Source organism: Paenibacillus sp. MY03 (genome assembly GCF_002165585.1).
Lineage (GTDB): Bacteria > Bacillota > Bacilli > Paenibacillales > Paenibacillaceae > Pristimantibacillus > Pristimantibacillus agaridevorans.
Genome location: NZ_MXQD01000007.1, coordinates 124,405 through 142,744, shown reverse-complemented (window position 1 = coordinate 142,744; position 18,340 = coordinate 124,405). Strand labels below are relative to the sequence as shown.

Below are 18,340 nucleotides of genomic sequence, written 5' to 3'. Positions count from 1 at the left end.
CTTCTATCTAAGGAAGATTATAGGCGCGAAGCAGCGACATATCCGGTTACGCCGATACGGCCCCGGGGATGTTATGATTAAGGGACATTCAGCATGCAGATAAGGAGGGCGCGGCGATGTATTCCTTGCTCATTGTAGACGACGAGCCGACGGTCAGGGCGGGCTTGCGGATGTATTTCGACTGGACAGCTTACGGCATAGAAGTGGTGGGAGAAGCGGACGACGGGGACGTCGCGCTGGAGATGATCGCCCGCCAGACTCCAGATCTTATTTTGACGGATGTCCGGATGCCGAATTTGGACGGCATCACGATGTCGCAGCGCATATCTGCGGAATATCCGGATGTCAAAATCGTGTTCGTCAGCGGTCATGACGACGCCGATTATTTAAAGTCGGCGATGAAGGTGAGCGCCGTCGACTATATCTTTAAGCCGGTTAATCTGCAGGAGCTGAGCGCGGTCATCAAGCGCGTCGTGACAGACTTGGACGCGGAACGCATCGAGCGTCGTAATAAAGAGGAACTGCTGGTCAAGCTCAATGAGGGCATGCCGCTCCTTCGCGAGAAGTTCCTGCTCTCCCTCATCGAGGAAGGCGCGCCCAAGACGGAATTGGAGGAGCGAATTTCCTTCCTCGGGCTGGAGCTGCCCGTGGAGTCTCCCTATTGGATCATGGTCGTCTCCGTCGACGATCTTGCCGACGTCATGGCCAGCCGATCCGAGAGGGACCGCCAGTTGTTGTGGTATTCTGTGCTAAACATCTATCAGGAGCTGCTGGGGGCGTATATGCGGGGCTACGCCTTCGAACGCCGGGGAGGCGAGTTTATCGGCGTGTTGCGGCCCGAGCATGGCGGCAACTCGATGTCGGACACCGCCGAGGCGTTGTTCGCGCTGGCCGGCGATCTTCGCTCCAATCTGGAGCGTTGGCTTAAAATCGGCGTCACGATCGGCATCGGAGATATGGCAGCCGGCTTGAGCGGCCTGGCTTTGGCCTACAAGCAGGCCCGCGAAGCCGCCGACTACAAGTGGTATCTTGGCAAAAATAGAATCATTACGATGGATAGTTTGGAGAGTGCAGGGCAGGGGGACGGCTCCTCCTTGCCCAAATACGATTACGAGTTAAATGAAAAGCTGATCTCCGCGCTTAAGGCCGATGATGCGGAGAAGCTGAGCGAAGCCGTTAAGCGAATTTTTGCCAGCATGTCCCATGGACGTCCGGACGGACTCAAGTATGGACGCAATTTGTGTCTGCAGCTCGTGCTTGCGGTCGGGCAGCACGTTATGGAGCTTGGAGCGGCGGATCCCGAGCTGGAGGCGATGGAGACAGAGCTGACGGAAGCGTTGTACGCGAAGGAGACGCTCGGGGATATGCACCAATTAATAGAGGAGTATCTGTTCGCTGCGCTGGGCCGAATCCGCGAAAAAAGATTGGGCAAGACGGCGAATGTCGTGGAGCGCGTGCGGGCGTACATCGATCAGCATTATGCGGAAGTTGGCCTAACCGTAGCCGACATCGGCAAGGCGGTCTACTTGTCCTCGACCTATGTCAGCCTCCTGTTCAAGCAAGAGACCGGCAGTACGATCGGCGAATATTTGACGCAGGTGCGCGTGGATAAAGCGAAGGAGCTGCTGCGGGATCCGCAGTATAAGTTCTACGATATTTGTCACGCCATCGGTTACACCGACCCCAGCTACTTCACGAAGCTGTTCAAGAAGGTGACGGGCGTCACGCCGAGCGCCTACAGGGATGGCCATGCGTAAAGCGGTTAACGCCGTTAAACGACTGCTGGAGCCGCTGGAAAGATCGCTCTCCTTTCGCCGATTCTCGATCCCGCGCCCTTGGCTTGTCGCGTACTTGCTGCTTATCGTGCTTCCGGCGGGCGTGTTCCTGTACGGCTATTACGAACGTTCCGCCACCATATTGAAGAACGAGGTCGTTCGTACGATGGGTCAGGCGCTTAACCAGGCAGGCAGCAATCTTTCTTATCGGCTGGAACGCATCGAAGATATTAGCAACGCTGCGCTCATGAACGCGAACTTGCACTCTTATTTGTCCATCAGCTCGGACGACGAGTCGATTGGCACACAGATTAGGGTCATCGAGGATCTGCGTTATTTGGTGGAGACGGTGCAATCCAACTCCGACGTGTTCCGGGTTCGTTTGTTTGTGGACAAGTCCAAGCTGTACGCGGGCGAACGGGTCAACTTCTTTGCGCTGGACAGCTTGATGGGCAGGCCCTGGTTCGACACCATTATTGCGGGCAACGGCGGCATCGTCTGGACGGGCGTCTACCAGGAAGCTTTTCTCGGGGAGGATGACGAGACCATACTGTCGGCAGCGCGCATGCTGCGGGATCCCGGTGATTATGATAAGGTGTCCGGCGTGCTTATGATAGATGTCAAGCAGAGTTTGGTGTCCAACATTCTGTCCGAGCTGCAATTCTCCCCTGGCACAGAGGTATACCTCGTCGCGCCCGATGGCTCCGTCGTATATCATTCCGATCCGTTGCGGATCGGAACGCAGGTAGATCCGGCGGTACAGGACGTTATTGTCGCGGGTTCGGAAGGAACGGCGTCGATCCGGCTAGACAACGAGAGGCATGACGTGCTGTACACGACTCTGCCGCCGACGGGCTGGAAGCTGGTGGCTCAGGGCTCGGAGTCCCAGTTGTCGCCTGCTACCGTCAAACTGACAAGGCAGTCCGAACGTCGTTCGCTTATCGAATACGTCGCCTTGTTCCTTATTCTGCCGTTCGTGTTGCTGGCCATCATCGTGCGAGGCATGAATCGGCGGGTCAATCAAGTGATAACGGTCATCCGGAAGGAAGAGAAGGAAGGCAAGGAGAGCGTAGAGGGTTTGCACGAGCTGCCGGCGGTTAGCGGTGATTTTCATATGCTGGAGCGAAGCGTCGATCATCTCATCCTTCGTGTGCGCACGCTTGTCGAAGAAAAATATTCCGCCGAGCTGCGCGAGCGCGAAGCTCAGCTGCAGGCACTGCAGGCGCAGATCAATCCTCATTTCTTGTACAACACGCTGGATACGATCAACTGGATTGCCATCGGCAAGGGAGCGACGGATATCAGCGGGATGATCGACAGTCTGGCGAAATATTTCAGGCTCAGCTTAAACAAGGGCAAGAGCGTCGTCAGCGCGACGGACGAGCTGAGGCTCGCCGAGGTGTATCTTGAAATTCAGCAAAGCCGTTTCCTCGGCTCGTTTGACTTCGAGGTGGACGCGGGCAAGGGGCTGGAAGAGTATCGGATGCCCAAGCTCATCCTGCAGCCGATCGTTGAAAACGCGCTGCTGCACGGCATCCGCAAGGCAAAGGATCGCAAGGGGCGCATTATCATTACGGCACGGGCGGAAGGGGAGGATCTCGTCTTTGCCGTTTCGGACAACGGCATCGGCATGGAAGAGGAGCTGACGCGCCGTCTTTTGACGGAAGAACGGACGGGGACCGGCGATCCTGCCGGCAACGGAAGCTCCTACGGCTTGTACAACGTCAACGAGCGGATCAAGCTGTACGCGGGCGAGGGGTACGGACTCGCGATTTCCTCCCGCCTTGGAGCGGGAACGACCGTCTCCGTTCGGCTGCGCGCAGAGTTTGCGGATTCTCGGGATTCGGGTAATCATGGAGGTTAGCGGCTGCCCGGCCGGCGGTGAAAATTAATATTGAATATTGTCGCGTTTTCCTTCAATATGTAAAGTGGAACTTAGAGGGCAACGGGGCAGGTTGATGACGCTAGATGGACAGAAAATGGATTTATTATGTGGGTCTTGGTTTAGTTTCGATTATTTGGGGAGCCAACTTCGGCGTTTCGCGCTCGGCGATGGAGACGTTCGATCCGATATTGTTTACGTTTATCCGGTTCGGAGGCGCGATTCCCTTCTTTTTCTTGCTTCTAAAGCTTAGGGAGGGCAGCGTCGGCATTACGTGGAAAGCGGCGCTAAAGCTCGCAGTGATCGGACTTATCGGAGTTACGGTGCTTGAGATTGCCGTCATGTATTCGATTAAGTACACAACGCTGGCCAACGCGTCGCTGCTCAATGTGGCGCCTTGGCCGATTTTCGCGGCGTTGCTCGCTCCTCTGTTTGTGAAAGAAAAATTTACGAGCAGGCTGGCGGTCGGGGGAGCGGCCGCGGCCGTCGGCGTCGTGCTCATCATTACGGGCGGAGGAGACGGCCTCGATCTGTCTTCGGAGCATATGATTGGCAATTTGCTCGCCCTGGGAGTCAGCATAATCGGCGCGCTGTTTAATCTTGCCTGCATGCCGCTGATGAAACAGTATTCCGCGTTGCGCGTAAGCGCGTGGTTTATCCTGTTCGGAGCTTTGTTTATGTTCCCGCTGACGCTTGGGAGCTGGGGCAAGGTGGAGTGGGCAAGCCTCGGCGCGGGACATTACGCGGCGATCGGTTATAATATTCTGATTTGCACGCTGTTCGCCTTCGTCGTCTGGAACGCCTGCATGTTCAAGATCGGCGCCGCTCGCGCGAATTTCTTCCGATACATCGTCCCTGCATCCGCCGTCGTTGTCGGCTATATTATGTTTAATGAGCAGGTGACGATGCTGCAGCTCGGCGGCGGCATTTGCATCGCGCTCGGCCTGGTGTGGATCGGCATGGAGCGTCAGCAGAAGCCCGGGATTTAATTTAATAAGCGCCTATTTGCTTTTGATCACCGTCGTACTACATACCGTCAAACCATTTTTACTTCTGAAGGCCCATGCAATCGCGCATGGGCCTATTTCATCGCTGTTTCGAGTTTTAAGTACATATCTTCGAGAACGTGTAAAAAAACTGCACAAGCAAATCAAAATAACGCACAATAAAGCCCGATTGCAAAAGATATGATTGGAATCATAGAGATTCTCCAGGCAGAGTCCGGTCCGGAGACTTTGGTCATTTTTTACGAGGGAGGGGGGATTGTAAGTGGGGATGAGCAGGGTGAAGTTTAACATGCACCCTTATCTGAAAGTCGGACTATCCATTGTTATGATTGCAACGATACTATTGATTTTTGGCATTGCCCAGATGGCAAACGGAAAGGACGAAGCTCCTGGACCGGCACTGCTGTCGGTTGATGGCATTCCCGTAGATCAAGAGGAGTTCGAGCTGTTCCTTCAGGATGAAAAGGCGGCGACGGCGAGCTATTTTGCCAGACAGTACGGCGCGGAGTATGGCGGCGACTTTTGGGAAACGGCCTACGGCGATGAGGTGCCGATAGAGGTTGCCCGCGGCAATGCGCTTGACAAGCTTGTCCGGATCAAGGCGGAGCAGCAAGTGGCGGCCGGGTATCGTCTGATTAAAAGCGCCGAATTCCAGGATGTGCAGCAGGCGATGCGCAAAGCGGAAAAAAGTATATACGGAGCGGAGAGCCTGAGCCCGCTTCAGGAATACATGCTGTTTCACGGCAAGCTGGTGCTGGAGGCCAAAAATCAATTTAAGGAAAAATTGAAGGCGGTTCCAGAAGAAGTATTGCTCGAGCGCTATGAGGCGAATAGACAGCTGTTCCAAGCGCCCGACGAGTTAACGGCATGGCAGGTGAGCTGGACGGGCGACAATACGGAAGAGGAACAGGAAGCGGCCTACAAGCTGGCAGAGGACATTCGAAACGGCATTCCCGCCGAACAGCTTTTGCCAAAATACAAGCACTTACACTCGTTGCGAATCCAGGAAAAACAGTATGGAAAACAGGAAGGAAAAGACGAGAATTCATCGGATTTGGGGATGATGCTGAAGGAGCAAGCGTATCAATTAAGCCCCAATCAAACGAGTGAAGTGATGTCATACAGCAACCAGCACTTTGTTGTACTTTGTACGGAAAGGAGCCGGGGAGAAGGCGGGACGTTCGATGAAGTCAAGCTGTTGATCGAGGATGCGGTCAAGGAGGAACGATTCGAGCAGCGGATCGACCAGGCGGTGAGCCAAGCGGTCGTCGTCAAAGATGAAGCGAAGTGGAATGAGCTGCAAATGAAGTAGGTCCAAGTGCAGATGCAAGGATGCAAGAGATAAAAATAAGGATGATGATGAAGGGATGATTGGGTTGAAGAAGATGCGAAAACCATTACTCCTTGCGTTAATCGCAATGCTGGTTCTCCAGATTTTTTCTTCCGTGCAAGCTCCGCAGGTTTTTGCCGATGAGCTGCCGGAAGGCGAGGCTGCCGTGAGCGAGCCAATTCGCGTTGATTCCGCGTATGGCGCGGCGGTGCGCGGCGGCGACTATGCTAACTTAACGGTTAGCGGAGGAGCGAGCAGCAAAGAAAGGCTCGAAGTGAAATGGTCCGCCAACGACAGCGCGAGCCGCAGAAGCCATCTGCAATTTAATATGCCGGAGCCGGACGCTGTAAATTGGGCCGATGTGGAGAAGGTCATGCTCGTTCTGTATGTGGCGGATCGTTTCGGAACCCGCAATCAGGACACGATCAACGTGTTCAGCACCGATAATCCAGGCATTAGCGAAGAAAACTGGACATGGAATAACACGGATCCTTTAATGGGCGACAGCAAGGTTTTGTTGGGCGGGCAGAGCTTTGGCGGCTCGCTTAACGGCACTTGGGTCGAAATCGATATTACGAATGTAAAAGATCGATTTATCGACGGAAACGCCGCTTCGGAGCTGTTTCTTGCTCTTTATTCCGGGGCCGTGGACGATCAGGCCGGGATGGTCTTTGCGTCGCAGTACCGCGAGAATGCAAAATATACGCCGCATCTTATGATCTACGAACAATATGTGGACAAGCTTCCGCCGAACGTAACCGTGACCGGCTTAACGAACGGCCAGCAGGTGACAAGCGAGCAACTGACATTTACTATTAACGCGATTGACAATGTGGACGCGAATCCGGCAATTTCGTTGATCGTTAACGGGGGAGATCCGATTCCTGCCCTTCGAGGCTCCAATACGATTTCGTTGCTTGCCGGACGCAATGTGATTGAGGTTAGCGCAGTAGACGCCGCTGGCAATCGATCCGCTTCGCAAGTGTTTGTGGTGGAATATGAGAGAGTGACCGCCTATCCGGTCGTTGCCGACGTGTATACGGATATCAGGTATCAGAATACGAACTATAACAGCTCCACCGAAAAAGGCGGATTGCACTTAAAAACGGCGGCATCGGGGACTCCTACCACCCGTAAAGTGTATCTATCTTTTGACTTGTCCGCCAATACCAAGCCCTATGCCAAAAAAGCGGTCATTCAGCTTTTTGCAAAGGAATTGATGGGTACGGATCGGACAAGCGACGTCCTTGGCATTTACGAAGTGCCGGCGTTTAACGAACAGACCTTGACTTCCGGCAACGCCCCGGCAAATGGCGATAAGGCCGCCGATGCGACTTACGAAAGAAAGGGTCACAACCAGCCGATCTATTTGGATATTTCGCAATACATCAATCGCAAGCTGGCTGCATTGGCTCCCGGGCAGCAACTGGGAACTTTAAACCTTGTACTGCAGATGGACAACGGGCACGACCAGAAGGGTATTTTTATGGCCAGCAAAGAAAATGATCTTGCAAATGCGGCCAAACTATTGATTACCGAAGGCGTGCCGGCGCCTGTTTTAACTGTAAACGGAATCGAGAACCAAAAAATTTATTTTACCGATGTTTTGTCCAATGTAGAAATAAAGGCGGAGTCGGTAAGTGAAAGCGTCGATGTAACGTTGGCGGTATCGGTCAATGGGCAAAACGTAACCTCGACGGGCAGCGATCTGTACGACATTCCGCTGCGCACAGGCACAAATAAAATTACCATCGTAGCCACGGATTCCGAAAGAAATGAAACAAGAGCGGAATATACGCTCACCAGGCTTGTTGATACGCCGGTCGGCACTTATTATGTAGACAGCGCAGCCGGTAATGACAATAACGACGGCACAAGCGAAGCAACGCCGTGGAAGTCGCTGGAGAAATTAAATGCGGCTGAATTTAAGGCGGGCAGCACGATCTTGTTCAAACGCGGCTCGATCTGGAACGGCCAGTTCAGACCGCATGGCTCGGGTACGGCGGAAGCTCCGATCGTCGTAGATGCTTATGGCGAAGCTTCGGCCGGCAAACCGATTATTAACGGCAACGGCATCTCTCATCTGGATACCGGGAACATGATTGCGGAAGGCGCCGTACATTTGTACAACCTGTCCGGCTGGGAGCTGCGCAATCTGGAAGTGACGAATACGGGGCCAGCAATTAACAACGCCCTGCGCGCCGGCATTATGGTTGTCGCAGGCGGAGCGGGCGATGTCAATGATATTACGATCAGCAATGTGTACGTCCATGACGTCAATTCTGGCACGGGCGCAGCGAAGTTCTCGGGCGGCATTTTGTTCAAGGGCGACACGGTGGACGAAAAAGGCAAGGTGACGAATATCCCGTCCGGCTTTAATCGTATTCTGGTAGAAAATTCGCATGTAAAGGACGTAGCAATCGAAGGTCTGCGGACCAAAATTCATCGCAACGGCCAGGATACCACGAATATAAAAGGTACGGACATTGTGTTTAGAAACAACCTGATCGAAGAGGTGTACGGTGACGGAATCGTGATGGCCGAAGTATCGTCCGGCGGTCTGATCGAAAAAAATATCGTCAGAAAACATAGCAAAAATCCGTCTTCAACCAACTATGCGGGCCTCTGGTTGTATGAGACGAACGCGGTAGTCATCCAATACAACGAAGTGTATGATGGCGTTCATGGCTACAATGACGGCGAAGCATTTGATTTCGACATTAACGTAACCAACAATATTTATCAGTACAACTACAGCCATCATAATCGCGGCGGATTTTTGCTGACGATGACAAGCGCGGGAGCGGGCAATATATTCCGCTACAACATTAGTAAAAATGATGGTCAAGGCACGGAAATCTTTTTCTGTATGCAGCCGAATACCGCCATTTATAACAATACGATCTATATTGGCGAAGGTTATACGGTCAAATATTTGGTCAATGAAGGCAATCAGGGACGCGTCAGCAACATGATCTTTAAAAATAATATCGTTCAGGTGGACGGCACGCTGGAAAAATATTCGCCGCTCACTGCGGGGTACGATGCGCCTAACGTGTCCCACAATCTGTTCTATCCCGCCTCAACCGCCAGCTTGCCGGGCAGTCCGAAAGCCTATGCAAGCCTCGTTACGGACAATCCGATGCTGACGAACCCTGCGGCGGCGGATGAGGTCATGGATACATGGGATCAGAAAATTTGGGATCGCAACATTGCCAAGTTCAAGCTGCAGCCAGGCTCTCCGGCCATTGATGCAGGAACGCCTATTGCAAATCCGGGCGAGCGGGATATATACGGTACGCCGCTTTATTACGGAGACGCGCCTGACATCGGCGCGCATGAACTCGGTCCAGTGGACAAAACGGATCTTAATCTTGCGATCGAGATGGCAGAAGAACTCCTTGCAGATGCGGCTGCAACGCCAGGCAAATACTTGCAAGCCGCAATTGAAGCACTGGACGCTGCACTCCTTGCTGCAAATGAGACTGCGGGCAATGAAGCCGCGACGCAAACAGCAGTGGATGAAGCGTGGGAAGACCTGACGGCAGCTATTGCAGCATTCAAGGATTCCGAAATTCCTGCACCTGCAGTCGATGAGTTGGCTCCAACTTGGCCAAACAACAGCGCGGCAACCGTGTCGGGCATTACGCAAACTAGCCTGACTGTGTCCTGGACGGCGGCAGAAGACAACGTAGGCGTTACGAAATATGTCGTATCGTGGGCAGGTGGAAGCAAGGAAGCTGCAGGCGATGCCAGAAGCGTCCAAGTAACCGGATTGTCGGCAGGCACAAGCTATACGTTTAAGGTGGAGGCAGTGGACGCGGCCGGCAACCGGAGTGCCAATGGCCCGAGCGTTAGGGCAACCACAAATGGCAGCGATCCGATCATCATTCCGGAGAAGCCGACTACACCTGTCGAAGAACCGGAGAAACCTGTTGAAGAGCCGGAACAACCTGTCGAGGAGGAAGAACAGGAAGAACCGGGCGCAGAGACGCCTAAGGTAGAATTCAAGGATGTGGCAGGCCACTGGGCAGAAGCTGTTATCAAACGCGCAGCGGAACTGGCCATTGTAAAGGGGCATCCGGACCAAGTATTTAAGCCCGATGCCGCAACTACCCGCGCGGAATTTATCACGATGTTGGCCAACCTGTTCAAGTGGGAGGCTGCGGAATCGTCGCCTGCATTCGCGGACAGCGGCCAGATCGGCTCGTGGGCCGCAGGAGCGGTTGCGCAAGGCATTGAGAGAGGGATCATCCAAGGATACACCGACGGCACCTTCCGTCCGAATCAGCAAATTACGCGGGCCGAGATGGCCGTCATGCTGGCTAGAGCGCTTGGGCTGAAAACGACAAACGTCGGTAGCAGCAGCTTTGCAGACGATGACAGCATCCCGCAATGGGCGAAGTCTGCTATTGAAGAGTTGCGCAAATCGGGTCTGCTTACAGGCCGCGGCAACAACACGTTTGCGCCAAAAGCCCAAGCAACAAGGGCGGAAGCGGTAGTGGTGCTCTTGCGTATATTGGAAAAACAATAAAATTAGTTTTTGGTATAAAGGCACAATAGGAGGCGTCAGCTCCCTATTGTGCCTTTGTTTTTGGCTTGTCGGCGATACGGCCGGCACGAGCGTCCGGAAGACGGGAGCGACGTTTTGCAGGAACGTTAAGGTCAAAAAAGTGCACATTGTAGTATAAATCGTCAGCATTTTGGCTGCCGCAGGCGTACTATAATGGGGTCATAATCATACAACCACAGAATGAGGGGAGAACAATATGCAAGGGAATTCTCAATCCCGAATCTCGCTGCCCAAATCGGAATCATTGAAAAAAAAATATTGGACGGGTTCTCGGAAAGAAACGTTGCTAGGATGGCTATTTATTGCTCCCGAGACGATCGGTATTGTTGTACTGGGAGCTTTTCCTTTGCTTTTTTCGCTTTATTTAAGCTTCACCGACTGGGATCTGGTTTCAGGGTTTAAAGGCATTAACTATGTCGGCTTTGACAACTATATTCAATTGTTCCAGGAATCGAAATTTTATATCACGCTGAAAAATAATTTAATGTATACGGCAGCGACCGTGCCTCTCAGTATTATAATCGCCTTGGTTATTGCGGTCGTGATTCATTCGGTTCTTTACTTCAAAGGATACTTTAAAGTGGTATTCTTTATCCCTTATATCGCGACGACGGTTGCGGTAGCGGCTGTATTCTCCGTCCTGTTCCACCCGTCGCAAGGCGTTATCAACAACCTGCTGATGTCTTTCGGGATTATGGACCCGCCCAAATGGCTGGGAAGCACGGATTTCGCGTTGTGGAGCATTATCATTATTGCGGTATGGCAGGTCATTGGCTACAATGTCGTTATTTACTTGGCGGGCCTGACCGCTATTCCGGATGATCTGTACGAGGCCGCGGAAATCGACGGGGCCAACAAATGGAAGCAGTTTACCCGCATTACCGTCCCGATGCTGGGAACGACGACGTTTTTCCTGACGATCACCTCGGTCATCAATTCATTTAAAGTGTTTGACCTGGTTGCCTTCCTGACTGGCGGCGGACCGCGAAATGCGACGAATGTATTGGTCTATTATCTCTATGAAGAAGGGTTCCAGAAGTTTCGCATGGGATACGCGGCTACGTTATCCTGGGTGCTGTTTATCGTGATTGGCATTATAACCTTGTTGACGGTCAGAATGCAGCGCAATCAATATTAAGGAAAGGTGTTGTCCATGGCGCAGTTAAAAATATCGAAAATTATCGTTACATTGTTGATGGGGCTCCTCTCCTTGGTGTTCCTTTCTCCGCTGCTCTGGATGCTGTCGGCAGCCTCCAAAATCGAAAAGGATGTTATGAAGTTTCCCGTCCAATGGATACCTACCGACTGGAACCTGATCAATAACTTTCAAACCGTATGGTACGGAAAAGTTCCGTTCGGACATTATTACATGAATTCCATTAAGATCGCTTTGATTACAACCGCTCTTACGCTGGTCTTCTCGTCAATGGCCGGTTTCTCGTTCGCCAAAATGAAGTTCCGTTACAAAAACGTCGTGTTTTTTATGCTGCTGACCTTTTTTATGATTCCTGCGGAATCGACATTGGTGCCTCGTTACGTGCTGATTAAATGGCTGGGGTTATACAATACGCATGCGGCTCTTATTGTCATGACCGCATTCTCGATCCCGTTGACCTTCCTGATGAGGCAGTTCATGTTAGGCATCAACCAGGAATTTATCGAAGCTGGCAAAATAGACGGAGCGGGCCTGTTCCGGATTTACTGGCAGATTGTCCTGCCTATGGCCAAGCCCATTTTGGCTACCGCCGGCATTCTGAAGTTTATGTGGTCCTGGAACGACTATCAGAACCCGCTGATCTTCCTGGTAGACAGCAAGCTGTACACGGTCCCGTTAGGCATTCAATCGTTCCAGGGAATGTACAGCACCAGCTACGCGGCGATCATGATGGCTGCCGTCTCGGCTATTTTGCCATTGCTGCTGGTCTTTATCATTTTGCAGAAACAAGTCATTAAAGGAATTGCGGTAGGCGGAGTAAAGGGATAAGGTCAAATAAGTGCACGTAAATGAAAAGATTGTACACGGTGTCCGGGTAAACGGCATTGTAAGATACTAATGAAGAACGACTGATATACAAAAAGGGAGGAAATAAAAATGAAAACGGTAAAAGTGTTGGCGACCGCCATGCTCAGCCTGGCACTGGTAGCAGGATGCAGCTCGCTAAACAATAACGGAAACTCGGCTACGGAAACGCCTAAGCAAACGGCTTCGAACGAGCAGGGCGGCAAGGAAACCGAAAAGAAGGAAGACGTTACGATTAAGTATTATAGCTGGGAAGATGGAACGGCCGAAGAAAATACGATGAAAAAAATCGCCAACTTCGAGAAAGCGAATCCTAACGTCAAAGTGGAATACGTAAAGCTGGTTACGAATGCAAGCAGCACGGATTTTTACCAGAAGCTTGACATTATGGCAGGTACGGGCGATGCCATCGACGTTGTCGCTTTCTCGCATGTCGATTTCTTGATTGAACGCGCAGCCCGCGGCATTTTGGCTCCGATCGACGAATATTTGGGCGCTGACGGAATTAAACCTGAGAACGAGTTCTTTATCAATCCGATCTATGACGGCAAGGTATACGGCATTCAGGATTTGGCGCAGCCGTGGCTTGTAGCGATTAACAAACAAGCTCTGGATGCGGCTGGGCTCGAGGCTCCGACTTGGGGCTGGACATGGGATGACTTCAGCGAGTATGCGCAAAAGATGACCAAGGACGCGCAATACGGCACCTATTTCCACACATGGGGCGAATATGCAAACTTCCCGGCTTATAACGAATTGCCGCATCCTTACCTGAAAGAAGACGAAACGCCGGTATTTGACGAAAAAGTGTTTGCAGACTTCTTCGATATGCGCCGCGCGCTGGAAGACAGCAAATCGGTTAAGCCATTCTCGGATGTCGTTGCATCCAAGCTGCATTATGCATCCGAGTACCTGAACGGCGAGGCTGCCATGGTTCCGGCGGGCTCCTTCCTGGTTGGCATGATCAAGGACAAGGAAAAATATCCGCATGATTTCCAAACGGTGTTTGCGCCGCTGCCGCGTTCTTCGGAAAGCGTAGAAATCGGTTCTTCCTATGTAGGCGGCCATTACAATGCGATCGGAGCCAACTCCAAGCACAAGAAGGAATCGTATGACTTTATCAAATTCCTGGCGCAACAAACGGACGTTATTACCGACTTCCCAGGTTCCAAAAGCGTAGATGCGGAACTCGTCATCTCCAGCATGGCAGGCGGCTTTGAGGACCTGATCGATGTGGAATCCCTCAAAAATACGGTATACGACAGCCGTGTCCATATCCCTTACGATCCGACTTTCTCCACGGCTTATTCCAGCCAATTAAAGAAAGTGCTGGAGGACGGCCTGAGCATGTTCTTGCTGGATAAAACATCGGCTGCGGACGCGCAAGCATGGATGGTAGAGGAAGCCAACAAAATTATCAAACAATCCAAGTGATAAAGATTGCTTATAGAAAATGTATAATAAGGTAACCTTTGAAGGTTGCCTTATTATGTGTTTTAAGGGTATCATGTCGTCACATTATAATGTGCGTAAATTGGAGGAGCAGGGCATGATGAAGTGGTTTCATAAATATTCGTTTTATTTGCGCATCCAGTTATCATTCCTTTTATTCATCCTGCTCCCCCTTTTCAGCGCGAGCTTGCTTGCCTACATCGTTATCAAAGATATTACGCTGGATAAGGTAAAGGCCTCCCAGCATAATGTGATCAATATGATTGCCCACGATTTGTCCAAATCGGTCGAGGATGTTATTTACTCTAACAATCTGGTCAGCTTTAACAAAAGCTCGGCCTTTCTGGAATCTCTGAAAAATTTCAAGGATGTATCGGTTCTGCAATCCTTAAAGGATTACGAAAGTTTGATGTCGATTTCGGAATATATCGATCTGGTATTTTCCAAAACGACGGGGATGAACGCCTCTATTTTTTATCTGAATCAGCAGGGTTATATTGTTTATGGAAACAATAATGAGCTTGATTTTCGCTCGCTCAAAACATGGGTGGCAGAGAAAGAGGTTTCCGACTGGATTACCAACGCGAATCCCAACCGTTTGCAATGGATGATGGCCGACGATCTTAAGGTAAGCAACTGGCGGAAATCGGATACCTTTTATATGGCCATGCGTCCCGTCAATCATTTATATACGGGCGAGCGGCTGGGAACCCTGTTTATCGGCATTCCGAACCATTATTTCCAGGAAGTGATGTCAACCGTCAATTTTGGGCAAATCGAACTGGTCAATGAGAACGGGGCAAAGGTTTTTTCCCATGTTATGGAGGGAACGGCCGCGATTGCGCAAAACAATCAGGTAGAGCTTCGGTCTAAAGTGCCTATTACGGGGTGGGAGCTGATTTATCGGTTCTCTTACAAAGAAATTACCAAGGAACTGACTTACGTTTTCCGTATCCATATTCTATTAATCATCGTTTGCTTGATTCTATTTTTATTCATCTCCATCTTTATCGGGAGGCAGCTCTATCGCCCGCTGGACAAGCTTCGCCGGGTGGCCGAGAATTTCGGCGAGGGCGATCGCATCGTCCGTTTCCCGGTAAAAGGCAGAGACGAGCTGTCCGTTCTCGGGATCGCTTTCAATAATATGCTGGACAGAATCAATCGTCTGCTCTTGAACATCGAGCAGGAACAGGAAGAAAAAAGAGTGATTGAACTGCAAGCCTTGTTCGCGCAGATTCATCCGCATTTCCTGCTTAATACTTTAAATTCAGTCAAGTGTAACCTTGCGCTGGGCGGGGATCGGATTTATAGCGGTCAGATTGGCTCATTAATGAGCTTACTGGGCGCTTATATGCGAGTCAATGAAATGAGCACGCTGGAAGACGAGTGCAGGCTGCTGGTCGATTACACCCAGATCATGAAGATGCGTACCGAAATGGACTTTCAATTTCACATCAACATTCCCGAAGAATGGAAAGGGTTTATGGTGCCCCGACTGATGTTGCAGCCGATGGTAGAAAATGCAATTATTCACGGCTTCTCTAATCTTCCCGATTTCCCTGCCGATCCGATGATCCGAGTGGAGGTTTACGGTTCGGGAGATGCCCTAACGATCGATGTTGCAGATAATGGCAAAGGGATGGCTGCGTCTGCGCTGGCAAACTTGCACTCCACGCTGGAAAAGGACAAGGAACCGACCGCTTCCAACCAACGTATCGGATTGCCTAATGTGTTGCGCAGGCTGCAACTGACTTTCGGCGAATCTTCTTCCATTCGGGTCTATGAAAATGCGGATAAAGGTTTGACGGTTTCCATGCGTATTCCATTGCAAGATGGCGAAAAGGGGGGATTCGAATGAGAAAAGTGATGATTATAGACGATGATGTGCCGATGCTTCGTTATTTGGAACGGATGATCGAATGGGAGTCCTTGCATTTGCAGGTTGTGGCAACCGCTTTCTCCAGCGTCAAGGCGCTGGAGTTATTTCGCGAGAAGGACCCCGATATCGTCATTACGGATATCGGGATGCCGCAAATAGACGGAATCGAGCTGGCCACTCGTGTCCGCGAGATCAACCCCGCTGTAAGGCTTATCTTTGTCACATGCCATGAGGATTTTGGTTATGCCAGAAGCGCCATGCACCTGCAAGCGGATGATTATTTGATCAAGTATGAATTAACGACGGAGAAATTGATGGGCAGCTTGCAGAAAGCATCCAAATTGGCCGATGAATCGCGGGAGCGTATCGATGAATTGTCCTTTAGGGAAGAGCTGGAACGCCATAAGGACCAAATCAAAAAACAGTTGTGGCGCCAGCTCGGCGGCAAGCTCGATGAACAAAAGGCGTCGCAATTATTGCAGAAGATTGGAATGCGCTGGGAACTGCCGCGTTTTATGCTGGCTGCGGCAACGGTAGATTACGCCTCTTTGCTGGAACATTATCACTATGAGGATCTGGACCTGATCCACTATGCCTTCTACAACATTGCGGAAGAGACGGCTGCCGATTGGGCGCCGGTCCTTATTATTCCGCAGGAGCAAGCGGGCAAGTTCGTATTTATTTTGAACTATAGGCCCAACCTGGCCGTTAACATTCGTAAGGAATTTGAAGCTTATTTGGAGAAGCTCCGCGAAAAAATCAAAAGTTACCTGAAGATTGAGATGAGAGGCATCATTAGCGGCGAGCTAAATGGACTCGGCGCAATCAAGACGGCCCATGAACAATTAATGGAAGCCCAACAGGCGCTTTATTACAAACCATGGACCATATCCCACTTGTCCGATGATGCTCCTTCTATATGGACCGTTAACGATCAAGAGTTCAAAAGGTATAAGGATGAGCTGTTACTGGCCAATGAAAAGCAGGATCTAAACGCGTTGGAAGCGGTATTGGAGCGAATGGAGCACTATGCCCGGACGGTCATGCTGAAGCCGCAATTATATGTGTATCATCTGTCCCAGATGCTGCGGTCGTTGGACTACGAATGGAATATCCAACACGAAAAGGAGCATCTGCATGCGCTGTTGCCGCATATTATTTCTTCTCGGGAGGCACTCCAGCTTGCGAAGCAGCATGTAGGCAAATTGGGCGGCATGCAAGATCGCGGGGAGACCATGAAGGAGCCAAGGCTGCACGAAATCAATGAATATATCAGCACCCATTTGGCCGAGAACGTGTCTTCGGTTTCCGTGGCCAACCATCTGTATCTGAATCCGAGCTACTTTTCGCGTTATTTCAAGAAGATTGCCGGCATTAACTTTACCGAATATGTGCATAGGTACAAGATGGATATTGCCAAGCAATTGTTTGAACAGGGCGAGTCGGTGGAGATGGTCGCCATAAAGCTGGGATACTCGGATCGGACGTACTTTTCCAAGGTGTTCAAAAAATATATCGGAATTAGCCCGTTGGACTACAAGTCAAATAAATAAACGCGATGCCGATCATGATCAGCGAGGCTGTCCACCTACGGGGCAGCCTCGCTTTTTGTGCGATTCTTTTAATCGGAATTGCAAACTGTTACAATAAACAGATGTCGATCCTTCTATTTATTATCATTATTTTGATGGCTTCCATATTGCAAACTAGCACGGGGTTCGGGTTTTCTATTCTAGCCACTCCATTTCTTCTTCTTTTGTTTGAACCAATGGAAGCTATTCAAATCAATTTGATTTTATCGCTCATTATATCGTTGGCCCTAATAACTAAAATCAAAAAGGATATAGATTTTGGCATTTTAAAGAGGTTAATAGCGGGGAGTGTTATTGGTCTACCATTGGGAATCGTTACCTTTCTGTTTTTAGACATTAATAAATTGAAAATGGGTATAAGCATCATTATCTTGTTGTTAACCATGTTATTAATACTTAAGTTTCGTATCAATCAAAATAAGGGCAAGGATTTGTTTGTCGGAGGATTATCAGGCTCCCTTACTGCAAGCATAGGTATGCCCGGACCGCCTGTTTTGCTGTATTTTTCGGGAACAGATACTTCAAAAGAAAAGCTAAGAGGCACGACGCTGGCCTTTTATTTGTTTATCTATTTAATGAGTTTATTTATCCAAATCATTTTTGCCGGAACAAGTAAAACCGTCTGGCTATCAAGCGGTCTGGCTCTACCTCTTGTAGGGTTAGGTCTGTATCTGGGTCAACTTTTATTTAACAGGGTTAATCAGAGGTTTTTTCGGATATTCACCTATGTCATATTGTTGTTTACAGGCGTGTATCTGTTCATTGACAGTTGGAAACCGTAGGGTCTTGAATCGGAAAGGCCCACCGTCTGGCGTCCGAACGCCCATAGA

General features: G+C 50.5%; 11 protein-coding genes. All 11 read left to right on the top strand.

Translation table 11 applies throughout. From position 1 onward, the window contains the following. The first annotated feature begins 116 nt into the window (after positions 1-116). The 11 genes from B1748_RS08200 to B1748_RS08150 all read left to right on the top strand — a co-directional run bounded on the left by B1748_RS08200 (position 117) and on the right by B1748_RS08150 (position 18,292). A complete protein-coding gene (locus tag B1748_RS08200; protein ID WP_087567409.1) occupies positions 117-1,757 on the top strand; it encodes a response regulator in 1,641 nt (546 codons plus the stop codon). Next, positions 1,744-3,639 carry a cache domain-containing sensor histidine kinase gene (locus tag B1748_RS08195; RefSeq protein WP_256975576.1) on the top strand — a complete coding sequence of 632 codons (1,896 nt, stop codon included), beginning with the start codon at positions 1,744-1,746 and terminating at the stop codon, positions 3,637-3,639. The genes B1748_RS08200 and B1748_RS08195 overlap by 14 nt, the downstream gene beginning before the upstream one ends. A gap of 104 nt (positions 3,640-3,743) precedes the next feature. Continuing rightward, positions 3,744-4,646 carry a DMT family transporter gene (locus B1748_RS08190; RefSeq protein WP_087567408.1) on the top strand — a complete coding sequence of 301 codons (903 nt, stop codon included), beginning with the start codon at positions 3,744-3,746 and terminating at the stop codon, positions 4,644-4,646. Between the two features lie 280 nt (positions 4,647-4,926). Continuing rightward, complete coding sequence (locus B1748_RS08185; RefSeq protein ID WP_087567407.1) at positions 4,927-5,976, top strand: peptidylprolyl isomerase; 1,050 nt, start codon at positions 4,927-4,929, stop codon at positions 5,974-5,976. Between the two features lie 73 nt (positions 5,977-6,049). Further along, positions 6,050-10,528: an S-layer homology domain-containing protein gene (locus B1748_RS08180; RefSeq protein WP_179215468.1), complete on the top strand. Its 4,479-nt coding sequence runs from the start codon at positions 6,050-6,052 to the stop codon at positions 10,526-10,528. Positions 10,529-10,763: 235 nt separating this feature from the next. After that, positions 10,764-11,705: a carbohydrate ABC transporter permease gene (locus B1748_RS08175; RefSeq protein ID WP_087567405.1), complete on the top strand. Its 942-nt coding sequence runs from the start codon at positions 10,764-10,766 to the stop codon at positions 11,703-11,705. A gap of 15 nt (positions 11,706-11,720) precedes the next feature. Then, on the top strand, positions 11,721-12,551 hold the full coding sequence (locus tag B1748_RS08170) for a carbohydrate ABC transporter permease (protein ID WP_087567404.1): 831 nt from the start codon (positions 11,721-11,723) through the stop codon (positions 12,549-12,551). Between the two features lie 108 nt (positions 12,552-12,659). After that, positions 12,660-14,021 carry an ABC transporter substrate-binding protein gene (locus B1748_RS08165; RefSeq protein WP_087567403.1) on the top strand — a complete coding sequence of 454 codons (1,362 nt, stop codon included), beginning with the start codon at positions 12,660-12,662 and terminating at the stop codon, positions 14,019-14,021. Between the two features lie 115 nt (positions 14,022-14,136). Further along, positions 14,137-15,897: a sensor histidine kinase gene (locus tag B1748_RS08160; protein ID WP_179215467.1), complete on the top strand. Its 1,761-nt coding sequence runs from the start codon at positions 14,137-14,139 to the stop codon at positions 15,895-15,897. Continuing rightward, entirely contained in the window at positions 15,894-17,471 is a 1,578-nt protein-coding gene (locus tag B1748_RS08155) for a response regulator (RefSeq protein WP_087567401.1), read from the top strand. Before B1748_RS08160 ends, B1748_RS08155 begins: the two co-directional genes overlap by 4 nt. A 101-nt stretch (positions 17,472-17,572) precedes the next feature. After that, complete coding sequence (locus tag B1748_RS08150) at positions 17,573-18,292, top strand: sulfite exporter TauE/SafE family protein (RefSeq protein WP_087567594.1); 720 nt, start codon at positions 17,573-17,575, stop codon at positions 18,290-18,292. Positions 18,293-18,340 lie beyond the last annotated feature (48 nt).